General features: G+C 74.7%; 16 protein-coding genes. 8 read left to right on the plus strand and 8 right to left on the minus strand.

What is annotated here, in order from left to right:
- Positions 1-224: 224 nt before the first annotated feature.
- Positions 225-2,042 (minus strand): AMP-dependent synthetase/ligase, encoded by a 1,818-nt coding sequence (locus tag BXA05_RS17275; RefSeq protein WP_076406385.1) that lies wholly within the window; start codon positions 2,040-2,042, stop codon positions 225-227.
- Between the two features lie 107 nt (positions 2,043-2,149).
- On the opposite strand from BXA05_RS17275, the gene BXA05_RS17280 reads away from it, so the two are divergent.
- Together BXA05_RS17280 and BXA05_RS17285 are read left to right on the plus strand one after the other, a co-directional pair.
- Positions 2,150-2,500, plus strand: coding sequence for a chorismate mutase (locus tag BXA05_RS17280; protein ID WP_043654759.1), 351 nt, complete (start codon positions 2,150-2,152; stop codon positions 2,498-2,500).
- Between the two features lie 185 nt (positions 2,501-2,685).
- Positions 2,686-3,885, plus strand: coding sequence for a baeRF2 domain-containing protein (locus BXA05_RS17285; RefSeq protein WP_021482740.1), 1,200 nt, complete (start codon positions 2,686-2,688; stop codon positions 3,883-3,885).
- Between the two features lie 75 nt (positions 3,886-3,960).
- Here the strand turns inward: BXA05_RS17285 and valS are convergent, their stop codons facing one another.
- Positions 3,961-6,789 (minus strand): valine--tRNA ligase, encoded by a 2,829-nt coding sequence (valS, locus tag BXA05_RS17290; protein WP_083712005.1) that lies wholly within the window; start codon positions 6,787-6,789, stop codon positions 3,961-3,963.
- Positions 6,790-6,884: 95 nt separating this feature from the next.
- Positions 6,885-9,992 carry a M66 family metalloprotease gene (locus BXA05_RS17295; protein WP_076406387.1) on the minus strand — a complete coding sequence of 1,036 codons (3,108 nt, stop codon included), beginning with the start codon at positions 9,990-9,992 and terminating at the stop codon, positions 6,885-6,887.
- Positions 9,993-10,207: 215 nt separating this feature from the next.
- On the opposite strand from BXA05_RS17295, the gene BXA05_RS17300 reads away from it, so the two are divergent.
- The 3 genes from BXA05_RS17300 (at position 10,208) to BXA05_RS17310 (ending at position 12,601) form a co-directional block, all read left to right on the plus strand.
- Entirely contained in the window at positions 10,208-11,224 is a 1,017-nt protein-coding gene (locus BXA05_RS17300) for a TIGR03557 family F420-dependent LLM class oxidoreductase (RefSeq protein WP_076406389.1), read from the plus strand.
- A complete protein-coding gene (gene cofE, locus BXA05_RS17305; RefSeq protein ID WP_076406391.1) occupies positions 11,221-12,144 on the plus strand; it encodes a coenzyme F420-0:L-glutamate ligase in 924 nt (307 codons plus the stop codon). The genes BXA05_RS17300 and cofE overlap by 4 nt, the downstream gene beginning before the upstream one ends.
- A 67-nt stretch (positions 12,145-12,211) precedes the next feature.
- Positions 12,212-12,601 (plus strand): hypothetical protein, encoded by a 390-nt coding sequence (locus BXA05_RS17310; protein WP_043654766.1) that lies wholly within the window; start codon positions 12,212-12,214, stop codon positions 12,599-12,601.
- A gap of 28 nt (positions 12,602-12,629) precedes the next feature.
- Here BXA05_RS17310 and BXA05_RS17315 read toward each other — a convergent pair whose 3' ends face one another.
- The 4 genes from BXA05_RS17315 to BXA05_RS17330 all read right to left on the minus strand — a co-directional run bounded on the left by BXA05_RS17315 (position 12,630) and on the right by BXA05_RS17330 (position 15,393).
- A complete protein-coding gene (locus BXA05_RS17315; protein WP_076406393.1) occupies positions 12,630-12,995 on the minus strand; it encodes a VOC family protein in 366 nt (121 codons plus the stop codon).
- Positions 12,996-13,096: 101 nt separating this feature from the next.
- A complete protein-coding gene (locus BXA05_RS17320; RefSeq protein ID WP_076406395.1) occupies positions 13,097-14,308 on the minus strand; it encodes an AI-2E family transporter in 1,212 nt (403 codons plus the stop codon).
- Between the two features lie 61 nt (positions 14,309-14,369).
- A complete protein-coding gene (locus BXA05_RS17325) occupies positions 14,370-14,963 on the minus strand; it encodes an HhH-GPD-type base excision DNA repair protein (protein ID WP_076406397.1) in 594 nt (197 codons plus the stop codon).
- Positions 14,964-14,970: 7 nt separating this feature from the next.
- Positions 14,971-15,393, minus strand: a complete 423-nt coding sequence (locus BXA05_RS17330; protein WP_076406399.1) for a PNPOx family protein — start codon at positions 15,391-15,393, stop codon at positions 14,971-14,973.
- 50 nt (positions 15,394-15,443) lie between these two features.
- Between BXA05_RS17330 and BXA05_RS17335 the strand changes: the two genes are divergently transcribed.
- Entirely contained in the window at positions 15,444-15,947 is a 504-nt protein-coding gene (locus tag BXA05_RS17335; RefSeq protein WP_076406401.1) for a metallophosphoesterase family protein, read from the plus strand.
- A gap of 6 nt (positions 15,948-15,953) precedes the next feature.
- Here BXA05_RS17335 and BXA05_RS17340 read toward each other — a convergent pair whose 3' ends face one another.
- A complete protein-coding gene (locus tag BXA05_RS17340; protein ID WP_076406403.1) occupies positions 15,954-16,904 on the minus strand; it encodes an AraC family transcriptional regulator in 951 nt (316 codons plus the stop codon).
- A gap of 131 nt (positions 16,905-17,035) precedes the next feature.
- Between BXA05_RS17340 and BXA05_RS20150 the strand changes: the two genes are divergently transcribed.
- Positions 17,036-17,971 (plus strand): NmrA family NAD(P)-binding protein, encoded by a 936-nt coding sequence (locus tag BXA05_RS20150; RefSeq protein WP_244550507.1) that lies wholly within the window; start codon positions 17,036-17,038, stop codon positions 17,969-17,971.
- Positions 17,968-18,435 (plus strand): anthrone oxygenase family protein, encoded by a 468-nt coding sequence (locus BXA05_RS17350; RefSeq protein ID WP_076406405.1) that lies wholly within the window; start codon positions 17,968-17,970, stop codon positions 18,433-18,435. Before BXA05_RS20150 ends, BXA05_RS17350 begins: the two co-directional genes overlap by 4 nt.
- The last annotated feature ends 52 nt before the right edge of the window (positions 18,436-18,487 follow it).

The following is an 18,487-nucleotide window of genomic DNA, read 5'->3' on the forward strand; positions in this document are numbered from 1 at the left end:
GCGCGAGGTCGTGCTGGACAACGTCAATCCCACGATCGTGCCGCGCACCACGACCGCGCGCGCCCGCACCCCGCGCGAGAAGTCCGCCTGACCCCGACGACCGTCGACCAGGCGATGTAGCTCGGCCGAGCAGGTGGTCCTGGTCCGTCCGGTCACCCGGACGCGCCAGGACCACCTGCTCGGCCCGTGACCGTGACCGGGGGCCGGGGGCATACGGTGGGTCGTCAGGCGTCGGCGCCGACCTTCGAGCCGTAGAGCGTGTCGATCGTGTCGGCGAAGTCGTCGATGACCAGGCGGCGCTTCACCTTGAGCGACGGCGTGAGGTAGCCGTTCTGCTCGGTGAAGTCCGTCGTGAGCACGGTGATCTTGCGGATCGACTCGGCCCGGGAGACGGCCTCGTTGGCGTGCGCGACGGCGCGGTCGAGCGCGGCGAGCACGTCGGCGTCGTGCGCGGCCGTCTCGACGTCCATCGGACGCAGGCCGTGCGTCGCGAGCCAGCCCGGCAGCATCTCGGCGTCGAGCGTGACGAGGGCGCCGATGAAGGGGCGCTGGTCGCCCACGACGACGACCTGGCTCACGAGCGGGTGCGCGCGCAGCCGGTCCTCGAGCACGGCCGGCGCGACGTTCTTGCCGCCGGCGGTCACGATGATCTCCTTCTTGCGGCCGGTGATGCGCAGGTAGCCGTCGTCGTCGAACGCGCCGAGGTCGCCGGTGCGGAACCAGCCGTCCTGGAGCGCCTCGGCGGTGAGCTCGGGCTGGTTGCGGTAGCCGCGGAAGATGTGGTCGCCCTTGACGAGGAGCTCGCCGTCCGCGTCGATGCGCAGGGACGTGCCGGGGAACGCGGGCCCGACCGTCCCGATCTTCGTCAGGCCGGGCAGGTTCACGGCCGTGGGGGCCGTGGTCTCGGTGAGACCGTAGCCCTCGAGGATGCGCAGCCCGACCCCGCGGTAGAAGTGGCCCAGCCGCTCGCCGAGCGGCGCGCCGCCGGAGATGGAGTACGTGAGCCGGCCGCCCATGGCGGCGCGCAGCGTCGAGTAGACGAGCCGGTCCGCGACGGCGTGCTGGAGGCGCAGCCCGAGCGCGGGGCCGCCCGGCGTGTCGAGCGCCCGGGACCAGGTGATGGCGACCTTGGCCGCCCAGTGGAAGATCTTGCGCTTGGCGCCGGTCCCGGTCTTCTGCTCGGCGGTGTTGTAGACCTTCTCGAACACGCGCGGCACGGCGAGCAGGAACGTCGGGTGGAACGAGCCGAGGTCCGCGACGAGGTTCTTCGTGTCCCAGGAGTGCGCGAGGACCGCGTTCGACGCGACGACGACGACCTGGATGAACCGGGCGAACACGTGCGCGAGCGGCAGGAACAGCAGGGTGCGTGCGCCGTCGGCGTCGAGGATCTCGGCGAGGCCGGCCCGGCCGTTGAGCGCGAGGTGCACGAAGTTGCGGTGGGTGAGCTCGACGCCCTTGGGGCGCCCGGTCGACCCGGACGTGTAGATGACCGTCGCGAGGTCGTCGACGCGCTGCGCGGCCCGACGACGCTCGACGTCCGCGGCCGGGACGTCGGCCCCGGCGGCGCGCAGGGCGTCGACGGCGCCGTCCTCGACGACGAGGACGTCCTCCAGGCCGGGCAGGCGGTCGCGCACGGTCGCGACCTCGGCCGCGTGGGCCGCCGTCTCGACGACGGCGAGCCGGACGCCGGCGTCCGACAGGATCCAGTGCACCTGCTCGGCGGACGACGTCTCGTAGACGGGGACGGGCACAGCACCCACGGCCCAGGCGGCGAAGTCGAGGAGGGTCCACTCGTAGCGGGTGCGCGACATGATCGCGACGTGGTCGCCGGGCTCGATGCCGCGCGCGAGGAGGCCGCGGGCGACCGCGACGACGTCGTCCTCGAACTCCTGCGCGGTGACGCGCTCCCACGGACCGTCGGCGGTGGTGCGGCGCTCGACGAGCGTCGCCCGGGGGTCGCGCGCGACACGGTCGGTGAGGAGGGTGCTGATGGTCGCCGTGGGGGAGACCTCGACGAGGCTCGGCGACGTGTGTTCCGTCATGAAACTCTCCGCTGAGTGGGACGGTAGGGAGGGACGGCGAGCCACTTTACTCCGTACTCCGAGTATCGAGTTCCTCGACGCCCGACGGGCACCCCTAGGATCGGTGGGTGACGAACGACCCCGGGCAGCCTGCCGTCCCCGACGAGATCCTCCGCCTGCGCGACAGCATCGACAACATCGACGCGGCGCTCATGCACCTGCTCGCGGAGCGGTTCAAGTTCACGCGCCGCGTGGGCGAGCTCAAGGCGCAGGGCGGGCTCCCGCCCGCGGACCCGGACCGGGACCGCCAGCAGATCGCCCGGCTCACGGGCATCGCGAGCTCGGCCGGTCTCGACCCGGAGTTCGCCGAGCAGTTCCGCGCGTTCATCGTCCACGAGGTCATCCGCCACCACGAGCGCATCGCCGCCGAGCACGCGGCCGCGGGCGAGGGGACCCCGGTCCTCGACACCTATTCCTGACGGCCCGGGAGCGGGCCGGGCGAGGGTCGAAAGGCCGGCGCGAGGTGCCCCCCGGGCCCGACGCGCGGTGGCGACCCCCGTCGATCTGACGGACCCTGGTGGGGACCCAGGGCGGGCCCCGGGCGTCGGCACCGCCGCGTCGGGCGGCCCTCCCGCCACGCCGACGGACGTCATGAGGTGTTCGCATGAAGATCGATTGGCTCAAGCCCCTCCTCGGCCATCCTGGCCCCTTCGCGACGGTGTACATCGACGCGACGCGCGCCAACGAGGCCGGGGACCGCGAGGTCGAGAACCGCTGGAAGGGAGTGCGGCGCCAGCTGCACCAGGAGGGCGCGCCGGACGCGGTCCTCGACGACCTCGAGGAGGTGGTGCTGCGGCCGACGCGGGTGGGCGGCACCCACGGGCGCGTGCTGATCGCCGACGACACGGGCGTGCTCGTCGACCGGGTCGTCAAGGACCCGCCGGCGCTCACGAAGGGCTCCTGGGGACCTGTGCCCGCGCTGCTGCAGGCGGCGCGCGCGGCGGACGAGTCGGTCGACTACGTGCGCGTCGTCGTCGACCGGCAGGGCGCGGACCTCACGTGGTCCGTCGCGGGCGGCCACCTGCCCTACGCGGAGCCGGAGACGGTCGAGGGCGGCCACGACGTCATCAACAAGGTCCGCACCGGAGGGCTGTCGCACAAGCGCATCGAGTCCCGCGCGGAGGACTCCTGGGAGCGCAACGCCGAGGCGGTCGCCGCGGAGCTGGAGCGCCAGGCGGCCGAGTACCGGCCCGAGCTCGTGCTGCTCACCGGTGACGTGCGTGCCGTGCCGCTCGTGCGGGGCGCGCTCGGGCACGCGATCTCCGAGCTCGTGGTCGAGGTCCCGGGCGGCGGCCGGGGCGCCGGCATCAACGAGGCCTCGTTCGAGGCGAACGTGGCCGACGCGCTCGACAGCTACCGGGAGCGTCGCCGCGAGAAGGTCCTCGCCGAGTTCCGCCAGGAGCAGGGCCGGGAGTCCGGGGCGGTGACGTCCGTGGAGGACGTCGTCGCGGTGCTCGCGCGCGGCCAGGTCAAGGAGCTCGTGCTGGCCGACGAGTACGGGCAGGACGGCGCGCTCGACGGCCGCTCGCTGTGGATCGGGCCCAGCCCCCTGCACATCGCGGCGACTCGCGAGGAGATCGAGTCCCTCGGCGTGACCGACGGCCTGGAGAAGCTGCCCGCCACGGTCGCGCTCGTGCGGGCCGCCGTCGGGCAGGACGCCGGGCTGACGTTCGCGCCCGAGGGCAGCGTCGAGCTCATCGAGGGCGTGGGCGCCACGCTCCGCTGGGCGGACGAGGGGACGCCGCGCGAGGTCGCCGCGACGATGTCCGGCGACGACTCGCGGCTGCGCGGCGAGATCATCTAGGCCCGCCGCCACCGACGACGACGCCCTTCCCGGCCGCGGCCGGGGAGGGCGTCGTCGTGCTGTCGTCGTGCGGGGTCAGCCCTTCTTGCGGGCCTCGGGCTCGCCGAGCTCGGAGGAGACGACGACGATCCCGCCCTGGACGGCCGGGTCGCCCTGGCCCTCGGCCGCCGCGACGAGGTCGAGCGTGCCGGTGACGCGCCCGCCGTTGCGGACGTCCACGACCGACGCCTCGACGCCGGGGAGCGACGCCGCCGGCACCGCGACCTGCGCCGCGAGGATCGGGGTGCGCATCGACACCTTCGCCTCCGACTTGACCTTGCGCAGCGCCGCGAGCGCGTGGCCCGCCGCGGTGAGGACGGCCGGGTCGGCGTCGCCCGCGGCCGAGCGCGCGACGTCGGGCGTGGGCCACGGCGCGCGGTGGATCGAGCCCTCCGAGGCGCGCCACCAGGACCACACCTCTTCCGTCGCGAACGGCACGAACGGCGCGAACAGGCGCAGGAGCGTGTCGAGCGCGATCGCGAGCGCGACGCGCGCGGACCGGGTCTCGGCGGAGACGTCGGAGGCCGCGGCCCCGGCACCGTACGCGCGGTCCTTGACGAGCTCGAGGTAGTCGTCGCAGAACGTCCAGAAGAACGTCTCGGTGACCTCGAGCGCGCGCGTGTGGTCGTACGCCTCGAACGCCTCGGTCGCCTTCTCGACGACGGTCGCGAGGCCCGCGAGCATCGCACGGTCGAGCGTCTCGGTGACGAGCGCCGGGTCGAGGACGATCTCGCCCGTCCCGGTCTCGGCGTCGACCCCGAACGACAGCGCGAACTTCGACGCGTTGAGGATCTTGATCGCGAGGCGACGGCCGATCTTCATCTGGCCGACCTCGAACGCCGCGTCCGTGCCGAGGCGGGCCGACGCCGCCCAGTACCGCACGGCGTCCGACCCGTGCTCCTCGAGCAGGCCCATGGGCGTGACGACGTTGCCCTTGGACTTCGACATCTTCTTGCGGTCGGGGTCGAGGATCCAGCCGGAGATCGCGGCGTTCTTCCACGGCAGCGAGCCGAACTCGAGGTGCGATCGCACGACCGTGGAGAAGAGCCACGTGCGGATGATGTCCTGGCCCTGCGGGCGCAGGTCCATGGGGAAGACGCGCTCGAACAGGTCGGGGTCGACCTCCCAGCCGCCCGCGATCTGCGGCGTGAGCGACGACGTCGCCCACGTGTCCATGATGTCGTTCTCGCCCACGAACCCGCCCGGCACGCCGCGCTGGTCCTCGGTGTACCCGGCCGGCACGTCGGACGACGGGTCGACGGGCAGCGCGTCCTCGGACGGCACGATCGGGTGGTCGTGGTCGATCTCGCCCGACTCGAGCACGGGGTACCACAGCGGGATCGCGACGCCGAAGAAGCGCTGGCGCGAGATGAGCCAGTCGCCGTTGAGGCCGCCGACCCAGTTCTCGTAGCGCACGCGCATGAAGTCGGGGTGGAACGCGAGCTCCTTGCCGCGGTTCAGCAGCTCCTGGCGCAGGTCGCGCGTCGTGCCGTCGGCCGTCGTCCAGTCGCGGCCGCCGTTGCGGATGTACCACTGGCGCGACGTGACGATCTCGAGGGGCTTGTCGCCCTTCTCGAAGAAGTTCGCCTTGCGCTGGGTCGGCACGGGCTCGCCGTCGAGGTCGCCCGCGTCGCGCAGCGCGTCGACGACGACCTGGCGCGCCGAGAACGTCGTCTTGCCCGCGAGCTCGGCGAACACGCCCTGGCCGGCGTGCGAGGTGATCCAGTCCGGCGTCTCGCGCACGATCCGGCCGTCGCGCGTGATGATCGAGCGCGTCGGGAGCTGCAGCTCGCGCCACCACTGCACGTCGGTGAGGTCGCCGAACGTGCAGCACATCGCGATGCCCGCGCCCTTGTCGCGCTCGGCGGCGGGGTGGGCGAGGACGGGCAGCTCGACGTCGAACAGCGGCGAGCGCACCGAGGTGCCGAACAGGTGCTGGTACCGCTCGTCGTCGGGGTGCGCGACGAGCGCCACGCACGCCGCGAGCAGCTCGGGGCGCGTGGTCTCGATGAGGACGGGTGCGCCGTCGTCCGGGGTGCCCGGCGCGACGCGGTGGAACGCGACCTTGTGGAAGTGGCCCGGGTAGTCGCGCGCCTCGAGCTCGGCCTGCGCGACGGCGGTCTGGAACGTCACGTCCCACAGGCCGGGGGCCTCGGCCTGGTACGCCTCGCCGCGCGCGAGGTTGCGCAGGAACGCACGCTGCGCCGCGGTGCGGGACCGCGCGTCGATCGTCTGGTAGTGCTGCGCCCAGTCGACCGAGAGCCCGAGCCGGCGCCACAGCGCCTCGAACTGCTTCTCGTCCTCGGCCGTGAGCCGCTCGCACAGCTCGATGAAGTTGCGGCGGCTCACCGGCACCTGGTCGGCGGCCTTGACGGACTTGCCCTCGCCGCCCTCGTGCGGGGGCTCGAAGCCCTCGACGTAGGGGAGCGTGGGGTCGCAGCGGACGCCGTAGTAGTTCTGGACGCGCCGCTCGGTGGGCAGGCCGTTGTCGTCCCAGCCCATGGGGTAGAACACCTCGAGGCCGCGCATGCGCTGGAACCGCGCGACGACGTCGGTGTGCGTGTAGGAGAACACGTGGCCCACGTGCAGCGAGCCCGAGACGGTCGGCGGCGGGGTGTCGATGGAGAAGACCTGCTCGCGGGTCTTCGAACGGTCGAACGCGTACGTCCCCTGCTCGGCCCAGCGCGCGTCGTAGGTGTCCTCGAGCCCGTCGAGGCTCACCCGGTCGGGTACGCCCGCTACCACCGCGCGGACGACGTCGGCGGCCGTGGCGGGCGCGGAGGCGTTGTCGGGGGATGCGGTGGGGGCGGTCGGTCCGGGCGACGAGGGTGTCGCGGCGGCCTCGCCCTGCGGGAAGTCACTCATGGTCCACCATCTTCCCAGATCCGCGGACCCGGTCCTGCCCTCGCCCGGGTGACGGACGGCCCGGCACGCGCGTGCCGGGCCGTCCGCGCCGCGACCTAGCGGGGCGCCGTCGCGCAGCGCAGGGTCGGCGCGAGCCAGTCGGCGTGGTCCCAGGCGTCGCCGTCGCCCGCCGTGCCGGCCCGCAGCGTCACGACCGTCGCACCCGTGACGTCGACGTCGAACGACGACGCCGCAGCGCCGCCGCGGAGCGTCGGGCTCGTCCAGCGGGCCACGCCGTCCGCGAGGACCGTCGCGACGACGCTGCCGCGGGTCCCGGACTCGGCGTCGACCCCGACCGAGCCCGTCAGGCGCGTGCAGGCGCCACCGACGCGGACCTCGACCTCGCTCGCCGCGTGCACCCCGAGCCCGACCGGGCTCGTCGCGCCCGCGACCGTGAGGACGCCGCCGTCGCCCGCGGCGGCCTCGCCGTTGCTCCGGTCGCGCTCGACGGGCCCCCAGCCGTTGTCCGCGCGCTGCAGGGGCAGGGAGGAGACGCCGTGGAGCTGCTGCGCGGCGAACACCGTGGCGAGGGTGCCGGGGGAGAGCAGCGCGACCCCGGCGCTCGTGCTCCGCGGCAGACCGGCCCACAGCTGGTTCGCCGCGGCGGCGCGTCCCCAGAGGCCGGGCGTGCCCTGAGCGCGGTAGTGGTCGAGGTACTGCCCGGGCTGACCACGGCTCGCGAGGTGCCCGTCCGCCTCGTACGTCCACTCCTGGCGGACGGCGTCGCGCTCGCACGGCGCCAGGGTCGCGGGCGTGCGGGCCACCAGGCACAGGTCGGGCCGTGCGCCGCTGTGGATCGCGCCGCGCGCGTCGAGGAACCAGGTCTGCTCCGCGCTGGTGTCGCAGTCCGCCGGAGCCGCTGTCACGAGCACCCGCGGCGCGGTTGCCGCGAGGTCGACGTCGAGGCACCGGCCCCCGTCCACGGTGACGCGGGCAGGGGTCGGGAGCAGCGCGGTGGCGGACTCCGCGAGCCCCGTCGAGCGCACCAGCGCGGCGAGCCCGTCCTTCGCGGCGGCATCTCCGCCCAGGAGCGCCGCCCGCCGCTCCGCGACATAGCTCTCGACCCGCGTGACCCCGGCCTGCACGGCGAGTGCACGGTCCGCGACCTGACGCGCCGTCGTGCCGAGCCCGGACAGGTCGTCGGCCCAGCTCGTGAGCAGGAGGCGGGTGCGCGCGTCCAGCACGGGCGCGGTCTGGCCCGCGAGCGGCGCGAGCGCGGCGTCCAGCTCCCGCACCTCCACCGCGCGGAGCGCCTCGTAGCCGGCCTCCTGCCCGACGACCACCGCGGGCGCCAGAGGGGCGAGGTCCGTGGGGAGCGAGACGGCGCCGTGCGCCGTGGTGGTGCCGTTCACGCGGCACAGGATGCGCGCGCGCGACGGGTCGGCGGCCTCCTCGAGATTGAGGTTCACCTGCTTCACACCGTCGGAGGCGTCGATCGACACGTTCTCGACGCGGCCGCCCACGTAGGTGACCTCGACCCAGCACTGGCGTGCCGGCCCGGTCGCCCCGGTGTCCGGGGCGGGCAGGCTGAAGACGTTGCCGTAGTTCGACCGCATCGCGGGGAAGAGGGCGGTGCGGGCGGGGTTCGCCGGGTCGTAGGCCCCGAGCACCGTCATGACGGGGACGCCGACCTTGCGCGGCTTCGCCGCGGTGAACGACGCGTCGCGCACCCGGGCGTCCACGCGGTCACCGGTCGCCGGGTCCCAGTCGCGGTAGCCGCTGGGGTACGCCGGGTCGGGCACCACGGTGCGCAACGACTGCTGGATGCGCGTCGCGCTGTACCCGGTGTGGTGCGTGTAGCGCGACAGGTCGCTGGTGGGGAAGCCCCCGGACATCGCGTCGCGCTGGTAGTTGTACAGCCCGGCGAAGCTCTGCCGGAACGGGGTGCCGGCGACGTCGATGCCCCCGGGCACGAAAGCCTGGTTGTTGACGAGGTTGGACCGCATCCGGTCGCGGTAGGCGATGTAGCCCCACCCGCTCTCGCTGTGGTGCGTCGCGTTGATCACGCGCTCGTCGCCGGTCTTGGTGTCGTCCACGCCGGGGTAGTGACCGAGCCCGAACGAGTGCCCGATCTCGTGGCTCCACTCGTTGCCGACGGAGTCGTAGAGGGTCGCCATGCCGTTGCCGCCGCTGAGCCCGTGCACGACCCGGCCGTTTATGTAGGCCCCGGCCGAGTGGTGGTAGACGCGCTGGTTGAACGTGCCGGGCTGGTTCTGCGTCATCGGGGCGCTGGGGATGCCGAAGCCCGCGAGGTTGACCCCGGTGGAGAACTGGGCCTTGCCCACGTTCTCCCGCAGGTCGCCCGAGTAGACGTCCCCTGTCGTCGCGCTGGTGCCGGGGGAGGTGTAGATCGTGCCGGAGGCCACCATCACGCGGTCGAGGCGCACCGGTTCGTAGCGTGCGACGACGAGCCGGGACACGGGGATGGTCTGGAAGTAGTCCGTGGCCGCTCGCACGGTGTCGTCGAGCATGACGTGGCCGCTGCCCGTCGGGGGGTCGGTCAGCATGCCCAGCTCGGTGCCGTTGACGACCAGCTCCGTCGGCGCGGCGACCTGGATCGACGCGGCCGGGAGCGTCCCCGTCCGTCCACCGTCCGCGGTGAACGCGAGCGACAGGCCCGGGACCACCGCGTCCCAGGGCAGCTCGACGGTCCACGCCCGGTTGCTGTAGACGACGTCGCGACGACCCTCGGTGTCGGTCACGTCGTCGCGTGGGACGGCACTCGGGGGTGCGAGGGGCAGCGTCGTGCGAGGCCGCCCGTCCACGGACACCGCGACCGTGAGCGACGACACCGTGGAGGTGGGGGTGACCAGGAGCAGCGCCGCGCGCTCGGCCACGAGCGTCGGCATGTTGCGCGCGGTGTTGCCCGCGGGGTCGATCGTGTGGCTCTGGGCGAGCTGCACCATGGCGCCGAGTGCGCCTGTGAGGTCGTTGCGCACCGGGCGGGGCGACCCGTCGGCGCGTGTGTCGTAGAAGCCGAGCGGGCCCGGGTCCTCGGGGACGGCGGCGGCCGCCGCCGTCCCGGTCGGCGCCCAGGGCGCCGCGGCCGTGGCCGCAGCGGCGGCGGCCAGGAGCGTTCCTGCTCCGACCGCCGAGAGAAGGGCGAGCGCCGCGGCCGTGCCGAGGCGTGCGAAGCGGCGGGGCGGACGATGGTGTCGGGTCACGGGTGGGTCCTCTCGCTGGCGGAACGTCGTTGTCCGTGCTCTGCGAAGGGGCGTGCCGGCGCCCTGCTCACGAATCGATGTTCGTGAGCGATCCTGCGTGATTTCACACTAGAACTGTCACGCTCGCGCTGTCCAGTGGTGGTGTTCTTCCGCCATCGCGCCCAGCCGGGTCGCCGCGGCTGCCACCGCCGTGCCCGGAGGCCTAGGCTCGGTCCATGTCGTCCTCCTCCCGGTCCGGCCTCACCGTCGGCTACGCCGCCATGCTCGAGCAGTTCCACCCGACCGAGGCCGTCGCGCTCTCGGCCTACGCGGAGGAGCACGGCTTCTCCGGGACCATGGCGGCCGACCACTTCCAGCCGTGGGTCCCGGCGCAGGGCGAGTCGTCGTTCGTGTGGAACGTGCTCACGGCGCTCGGCGAGCGGACCCGGGGCGACCTGGGCCCCGGCGTCACCGCGCCGACGTTCCGCTGGCACCCCGCGATGGTCGCCCAGGCGTCCGCGACGCTCGCCGCGATGTACCCCGGCCGGCACTGGCTCGGGCTCGGCTCGGGCGAGGCGCTCAACGAGCACGTCGTCGCGGGCTACTGGCCCGAGGCGCCCGAGCGCATCAACCGCATGTTCGAGGCGATCGACGTCATCAAGAAGCTGTTCCAGTCCGGGCTCGACAACAAGGACGTCAAGCACTCCGGGCAGTTCTACAAGATGGAGTCCACGCGGCTGTGGACCATGCCCGAGGTCGCGCCCGAGATCCTCGTCGCGACCGCCGGCCCCGTGACCGCGAAGCGCGCGGGCCGCCACGCCGACGGCCTCATCACCGTGGGGGCGCCGCTCGAGAAGATCTCCATGCTGTTCGGCAAGTTCGACGACGGCGTGCGCGAGTCCGGCCGCGACCCCGAGGCGATGCCCAAGGTGCTCCAGCTCCACCTCTCCTGGGCCGCGACCGACGAGGAGGCGCTCGCGAACGCGATGACCGAGTGGCCGAACGGCGGCATGAAGTTCCCCAAGGCGGACATCCGCTCGCCGCACGACTTCGAGCAGATGGCCAAGCTCGTGCGCCCGGAGGACTTCGAGGGTCGCATGGTCATCTCCGCCGACCCGGACGAGCACCGCGCGTACATCCAGAAGTTCGTCGACCTCGGCTTCGACCGCATCTATCTGCACAACGTGGGCCGCAACCAGCGCGAGTGGATCGAGGTCTTCGGCCGCGAGGTGCTCCCGAAGCTCGCGCGATGAGCGAGCACGACGCCGCACCCGGCGGGCCCGACGGCGGCGCGGGCCCCGACCGGTCCGCGCGCCTCACGGTGTGGGCGCCCGAGGGCCTCGGCGAGGTCCGTCCGGGCGACGACCTCGCCGCGCTCGTGGGCGACCTGCTCGCGAGCGAGGCGCTCGCGGAGGGCGACGTCGTCGTCGTGACGAGCAAGGTCGTCTCGAAGGCCGAGGGTCGCGTCGTCGCGGCAGCGGACCGCGAGCAGGCGATCACGGACGAGACGGTGCGCGTGGTCGCGACGCGCGAGCGTCCCGGCCAGCCGCCGCTGCGCATCGTCGAGAACCGGCTCGGCCTCGTCATGGCCGCGGGGGGCGTCGACGCGTCGAACACCCCGGAGGGCACGGTCCTGCTGCTCCCGCTCGACCCCGACGCCTCCGCGCGGGCGCTGCGCGGCGCGCTCCGCGAGCGGTTCGGCCTCGACCGGCTGGGCGTCGTCGTGACGGACACCTCCGGCCGGGCGTGGCGCGACGGCCTCGTCGACATCGGCATCGGGGCCGCGGGGGTCGTCGTCGCGGAGGACCTGCGCGGCGGCGTGGACGCCCACGGGCGGCCGCTGTCGGTGACCGTGACCGCCGTCGTCGACGAGGTGGCGGCCGCGAGCGAGCTCGTGCGCGGCAAGGCGGCGGGGCGGCCCGTCGCCGTGGTGCGCGGGCTCGGCCGGTACGTCGGGAGCGAGGACGGTCCGGGCGCCCGCGTGCTCGTGCGCGGCTCGGGCGACGACCTGTTCCGCGAGGGCAGCGCCGAGGCGTACGCCCGCGGGCAGGCCGACGCCCGCCGCGACCAGGAGGGCGACGCCGCGCGGGAGGCCGCGTACGCCGACGGCTACCGCGCCGGGTTCGCCGAGGGGTACCGCGAGGGCTCCGGGAACGAGCCGGTCGCAGACTGAGGCGGGGTGCGCCCCGCGGCGGCGAAACCCCTGGCGTGCGCCCCGGCGTCGCCGCTAGCCTGCCCGGATGCTCCCCTCCGACTGGATCGCGCACCGCCGCCCCGACGACCGCGAGCACGTGGGCTGGATCCGCCCCGAGGGCGACGCCTGGGTGGCCGTGTCGCTGCTCGGGCACGAGCTCACCGGACCGGTCGACTGGCTCGAGGCCGAGGAGGCGCTCGACGCGAGCAGCCTCGCGTGGCTCGCCGACGTCTGGATGCTCGAGCAGGACGACGCGCCGCCGCTGCGGGTCCGGCTCGTCGAGGTCACGCCGGACGGCGTCGTCGTGCAGACGGACGACTTCGGGGCGATCGACGTCCCCGTCGAGCGCTACGACCTCCCGTGGCCGCCCCCGCCCACGCTGCGACCGCGCCGGCCCGACGACCCGGACGGCCGCGTCCTGTCGTCCCGACCCTGACGGCCGTGCGGCTGAGCGCCGCGCGCGGTCAGCCCCCGTCCGTCGTGCCTTCGTAGAGGCCGATCTGGTTCCCGTCGGCGTCCTCGAACGCGGCCCACCACGAGGTGGGGCTGATCTGCGACTTCTCCAGCACGACGCGCCCGCCGAGCTCACGGACCTTGGCGAGCGTCTCCTCGATGGAGTCGACCTCGACGTAGCTGCGCGGGCTCGTGAAGCCCTCGGAGCGTGGGGCGAGGCCGCCGCCGCTGATCTTGTTCGGGGCCTGCCACATGGGGTAGCCCTCGAAGCCGGGAACCTCCGCGATCTGCCAGCCGAAGAGCTCGCCGTAGAACTGCGTGGCCCTGCCGTTGTCGCTCACCGGGATGTCGATGTGCGTGATGTCTCCGTGCGCCATGGTTCCTCCCCGTGCCGGTGACGGGCGGACACCCGCCGAGCACCAGCCTAGGGACGGCGGTGCCGCGCGCACCAGGGCCCGGCCGGACCGTGCGACCGGGGTCAGCGCTCGTCCGGCGCCGGGGAGCGCTCGACGGCGGAACCCTCAGGCTCCACCTGAGGGTCGGCCTCGGGGTCCGCGGGCTCCGACGGAGCGGCGTCGTCCCCGTCCGGCACGGCGTCGGCGGCGGGAGGGGAGCCCGTGCCCCGCGGGTCCTCGGCGGGCCGCGGCGCGTCGTCGCCGGAGAGCCACCGCAGCCAGCCCGAGCCCGGGTCGGGCTCCAGCACGAGCGCCCGGACGAGCAGCGTGAGCGGGATCGCGAGGATCGCCCCGAGCGGCCCGATGACGAACGTCCAGAAGACGACGGACACGAAGCTCAACGTGAGGCTGAGGTTCACCGCGTCGGCGACGAACTTCGGCTGGACGAGCACCTGGAGCACGACGTTCACCACGCAGTAGACCGCGACGACGGCGAGCGCGAGCTGCCAGCCCCCGACCACGAACGCCATGACGACGGGCGGCACGAGCCCCAGGACGAAGCCGATGTTCGGGATGAAGTTCGTGACGAACGCGAGGATCGCCCACACGGTCGGGGCCGGGACCGACAGGAGCCACAGGGCGACGCCGTCGATCACGGCGACGACCGCGCCGAACGACGCGTTGACCACGAAGTAGCGCCGCACCCCGCCGCTGAACCGGGTCGCCCGGTCGACCGTCGCGGCGCGCTCGGCGCCGAACACCGAGCCGGCGGTGGAGTACCGCGCGGCGTCGGCGGCCATGAAGATCGCGTAGGCGAGCACGAAGAAGAACGCGGTCGCGATGCCCAGGGCCATGCCGGACACGTTGCCCGCGAGGCTGACGACGCGTCCCGGGTCGAGCCACGACGTGGCCGCCTCGGCGATGTCCGTGTCGATGCCGACCGCGGCGAGCTGGTCCACCACGTCGTCGACCGCGCGCACGAGGGCGGGGAGATACTCGCGGACGAGATCCACGAACCGGACGCCCGCGAACGCGAGCATCGCGACGAGCGCCGCGAGGATGAGGTACGCGACCGTGACGACGGCGGACGTCGCGGCCCACCGCGGCCAGCCCCGACGCTCCAGGGGGTAGCGCACGGGGTGGCAGATGATGACGATGACTGCCGCGAGGAACATCGGGGCGAGGACCTCGCGGGCGGCGTGGACCCCGGCGAGGACGACGACGCCGGCGGCGAGGGCCAGGAGCGTGCGCGTGGCGGGAGGGAGCCCCGGGGCGGGAGGCGTCGTCGTGGTCACGCGCCGACGATAACCGCCGGGGTGCGTCGCGCACCCGGGCGTCCGCGCGCGGCGCGGCGGGTCAGCCCTTCGCGGCCTTGGCGGCGGCCTTCTGGGCCTTCTTGAACGTGCGCACCTCGGCGAGCGACTCGGGGCTCGTGACGTCGGCGATGGACCGGCGGGAGCCCTCGTCCCCGTAGTGGCCGGCGGCCTCGCGCCACCCCGCGGGCCGCACGCCCCGCTGCTTGCCCAGGAGCGCGAGGAAGATGCGCGCCTTCTGGTCGCCGAACCCGGGCAGCGCCCGCAGGCGCGCGAGCACCTCCTCGCCCGTCGGCTCGCCGTCCGCGCCCGGCGCGGTCCAGATCCGGGTCGCGTCGCCGTCGTACTCGTCGACGACGACGCGCGCGAGCTCCTGCACCCGGCCCGCCATCGACCGCCCGTAGCGGTGGATCGCGGGCGGCGTCGTGGCGAGCGTGACGAACGCGTCGGGGTCGGTGTCCGCGACGGTGCGCGGGTCGATCGAGCCGAGGCGGTCGCGGATCTTGCGGGGCCCGGCGAACGCGTGCTCCATCGGGTACTGCTGGTCGAGCAGCATCCCCACGAGGAGCGCGAACGCGTCGTCGCTGAGCAGCGCGTCCGCGTCGGGGTCGCCGGTGATCCAGAGCTGGTCGGTCATGCCCCCATCATGGCAGCCGGCCGCCGGGTGCCCGGCGCGGCCGTCCGGTCCGGAACTCGTCGACGCCCGCGCGCCGGAGGATCGCGCTCGTCCAGCCGGGCAGGAGCCGCAGGCCGTCCGCGCCGGTCACGCGACGCACGTCGTCGACGACGTACTCCACGCCGCGCCGCTCGAGGACGAACTCCCCGGCCGCCTCGACGTTGCGGACCCAGTCCACGTCGGGGCCGTACGTGAGGGCGAACGCGACGCGGACCGGACCGGTCGGGTCGTCGCGGTAGGCGAACGCGAAGACCGGGGTGCGGTACTCCCGCCCGCTGCGCCGCCCGACGTGGCGGACGACGGCCATCGGCCCGACGCCCGTCGCGACGCGAAGCATGACGGGGTTGAGGAAGCGCCTGTTGCTGCGGGTCACCCAGCTCGGGATCGGCATGGGCCCATCGTCACCCGGCGTGCCCCCGGACCGCGACCTATCGTGGCGGCGTGCCCACCCGACTCCTCCTGCTCAGCGACACGCACGTCCCGGTCCGCGCCCGGGCGCTGCCCGACCAGGTGTGGCGCGCGGTCGACGACGCGGACGTCGTCGTGCACGCGGGCGACTGGGTGAGCGTCGACCTGCTCGACGCGCTGGAGGCGCGCGCGTCGCGCCTCGTCGGGGTGGCGGGCAACAACGACGGCCCCGACCTGCACGCGCGCCTGCCCGAGGTGGCGCGCACCACGGTCGAGGGGCTGCGGCTCGCCGTCGTGCACGAGACGGGCGGGAAGGACGGGCGCGAGCGTCGCGCCGACGCCGCGTTCCCCGACGTGGACGTGCTCGTGTTCGGGCACAGCCACATCCCCTGGGACACCACGTCGCCGGGCGGCCTGCGCCTGCTCAACCCCGGATCGCCGACGGACCGCCGTCGGCAGCCGGTCGGGACGTTCCTCACGGCCGTCGTCGACGACGGCGCGCTGCGGGACGTCGAGCTCGTGCCCGTCGCGCGCTGACCGACCTCACGCCGCGCCGGCGCGCGCCCGGTGCACCGCCGGGCTCACGCCGCGCACGCGCTTGAACGCGGCGCTCAGCGCGAACGGCGTCGCGTACCCGACGGCGCGCGCGACCGCGGCGAGCGTCGCGTCCGGCTCGAGGAGGAGGTCGGCGGCCAGGTCGAGCCGCCAGCCGGTGAGGTAGCCCATCGGCGGCTCGCCGACGAGCGCCGTGAAGCGGCGCGAGAACGCGGCGCGCGACAGCCCCACCTCCCGCGCGAGCGCGTCGAGGGTCCAGGCGCGCGCCGGGTCGTGGTGGATGAGCCGCAGCGCGGCCCCGACGACGGGGTCCGCGTCGGCGCGGTACCAGCCCGGCGCGTCGTCGCGCGAGAGCCAGGTGCGCAGGCACGAGATGAGGAGGAGGTCGAGGAGGCGGTCGAGCACCGCCTCCTGCCCCGGGAGGTCCTGCACGACCTCCCGGGCGAGCATCTCCACGAGCGTCCCGTCCACGTCCCCGCGGCGCAGGACCACGCGCTGGGGCAGCACGCGCAGCACCCGGCGCCCGACCTCGCCGTCGAGCGGGTACGTGCCTGTGACGATGACGGTCTCGCCGTCCGGGTCGTTGCCCCACGACCGCACGCCGAGCACGGTCATGGGGGAGGGGCCGCCGTCGACCGCCCGGCACATGTCGGACGCCGGGCCGACGACGACCTGGGGCGCGGTGGTCGGCGCGTCGGCGACGACGTAGTGGTCCGGGCCGCGCAGGAGCACGACGTCGCCCGCGGCGACGTGCTCGCCCGGGTCGGACGACGTGCCCCCGGCCCCGGGGCCGACCCACCCGGACCCGCGCAGGACGGGCACGATCGTCAGCGGCGCCTCGTCCTCGATGCGCATGCCCCACGGCGCGCGCAGGTGGCTCCGCAGGAGGAAGGCCCCGCGGGCGCGCGGCCCGTCGAGCAGCCCGGCGACGACGTCCATCGCGCCAGCGTACGCCGGGGCGCGGCGAGACGATCGCGTATGCGCGCGAGCCGGTCGGCCATGGAACGTCTCGCGGCGCGGCGGTTGGGTGGGACCCGTACCGCTCCACCACTCGCACCTCGGGAGACACCATGCCTGCCTCGACCCCGCCCACCGCCGCCCCGTCGGCGGCGCCCGCCCGCACGACGGCGCCGACCGCCGCACCGGCACCTGCGCCCGGCACCGTCCTCGTGCTCGGCGCGACCGGCAAGACCGGCCGCCGCGTCGCGGACCGGCTCGACGCGGCCGGCGTCCCCGTGCGCCGGGCGTCGCGCTCCGGCGACGTGCGCTTCGACTGGGACGACGACACGACGTGGGAGCCCGCGCTCGCGGGCGCCGCGGCCGTGTACGTCGCGTACGCGCCCGACCTCGCGGTCCCCGGCGCCCCGGAGACCGTGGCCCGCCTCGCGGCCCGCGCGCACGACGCCGGCGTCCGCCGCCTCGTGCTGCTCTCCGGGCGCGGCGAGGAGGAGGCGCAGCGCGCGGAGGAGCTCGTCGGCGCGGCGTTCCCGGCGCGCACGGTCGTGCGGTGCGCGTTCTTCGACCAGAACTTCAGCGAGAGCTTCCTCCTCGGGCCCGTGCTCGACGGCGTCCTCGCGCTCCCGGTCGACGACGTCGCGGAGCCGTTCGTCGACCTCGAGGACGTGGCCGACGTCGCGGTCGCGGCCCTCACGGACGATGCCCTCGCGGGACGCGTCCTCGAGCTCACCGGGCCGCGTGCGCTGACGTTCCACGAAGCGGTCGCGGAGATCGCCGCCGCGAGCGGGCGCGACGTCCGCTACGAGCCCGTCCCCATGGAGGCGTTCGTCGCGGGCCTCGCCGCGGCCGGGCTGCCCGACGACGTCGTCGACCTCATGCGGTACCTCTTCACCGAGGTGCTCGACGGGCGCGGGACCCCCGTGGCCGACGGCGTCCGCGCCGCGCTCGGCCGCGAGCCGCGGGACTTCCACGAGTACGCGGCGCGCGAGGCGGGCGCGTGGGCCGCAGGCACCGGCGCGGCCACCCGCACGGTGGAGACCGCGCCGTGACCGCGTTCGCGGCGCTCGTCGTCGCGGCCGCCGTCGCGACGGGGCTCGCGGGCGGCGTGCTCTTCGCGTTCTCGACGTTCGTGATGGGCGGGCTGCGCCGCCTCCCGCCGGGCGAGGGCGGAGCCGCGATGGTCGCGATCAACCGCGACGCGCTCCGGCCGCCGCTGATGCTCCTGCTCGCCGCGAGCGTCCTGCTCCCCGCGGCGGCGGCCGTCGTCGGGCTCGTCGCCGGCACAGCCGGGGCGGGGTGGGCGCTCGCGGGCGCAGTCGTCGCGGTCGTCGGGGTGCTCGGCGTGACGGCCGTGGGCAACGTCCCGCTCAACGAGCGGCTCGACGCCGCGGCCCGCGAGGGCGACCTGGCGGCGGCGTGGGCGGCGTTCCTCCCGCGCTGGCTCGCGTGGAACCACGTGCGGACGGTGGCCGGTGCGGCGTCGAGCGCGCTGCTCGCCCTCGCGCTGGTCTGAGGTGCGCGGGTGCCCGCACCGGGTCCCGCCGCGGAATAGCCGCGGCCGGGAC

The organism is Cellulosimicrobium funkei (assembly GCF_900155925.1).
GTDB lineage: Bacteria > Actinomycetota > Actinomycetes > Actinomycetales > Cellulomonadaceae > Cellulosimicrobium > Cellulosimicrobium funkei.

What these genes read in the sequence shown, in the direction of transcription:
- BXA05_RS17275 (WP_076406385.1), bottom strand. Translation starts at nt 2,042, where the DNA reads ATGACGGAACACACGTCGCCGAGCCTCGTCGAGGTCTCCCCCACGGCG.
- BXA05_RS17285 (WP_021482740.1), top strand. Translation starts at nt 2,686, where the DNA reads ATGAAGATCGATTGGCTCAAGCCCCTCCTCGGCCATCCTGGCCCCTTC.
- valS (WP_083712005.1), bottom strand. Translation starts at nt 6,789, where the DNA reads ATGAGTGACTTCCCGCAGGGCGAGGCCGCCGCGACACCCTCGTCGCCC.
- BXA05_RS17300 (WP_076406389.1), top strand. Translation starts at nt 10,208, where the DNA reads ATGTCGTCCTCCTCCCGGTCCGGCCTCACCGTCGGCTACGCCGCCATG.
- cofE (WP_076406391.1), top strand. Translation starts at nt 11,221, where the DNA reads ATGAGCGAGCACGACGCCGCACCCGGCGGGCCCGACGGCGGCGCGGGC.
- BXA05_RS17310 (WP_043654766.1), top strand. Translation starts at nt 12,212, where the DNA reads ATGCTCCCCTCCGACTGGATCGCGCACCGCCGCCCCGACGACCGCGAG.
- BXA05_RS17315 (WP_076406393.1), bottom strand. Translation starts at nt 12,995, where the DNA reads ATGGCGCACGGAGACATCACGCACATCGACATCCCGGTGAGCGACAAC.
- BXA05_RS17325 (WP_076406397.1), bottom strand. Translation starts at nt 14,963, where the DNA reads ATGACCGACCAGCTCTGGATCACCGGCGACCCCGACGCGGACGCGCTG.
- BXA05_RS17330 (WP_076406399.1), bottom strand. Translation starts at nt 15,393, where the DNA reads ATGCCGATCCCGAGCTGGGTGACCCGCAGCAACAGGCGCTTCCTCAAC.
- BXA05_RS17340 (WP_076406403.1), bottom strand. Translation starts at nt 16,904, where the DNA reads ATGGACGTCGTCGCCGGGCTGCTCGACGGGCCGCGCGCCCGCGGGGCC.
- BXA05_RS20150 (WP_244550507.1), top strand. Translation starts at nt 17,036, where the DNA reads ATGCCTGCCTCGACCCCGCCCACCGCCGCCCCGTCGGCGGCGCCCGCC.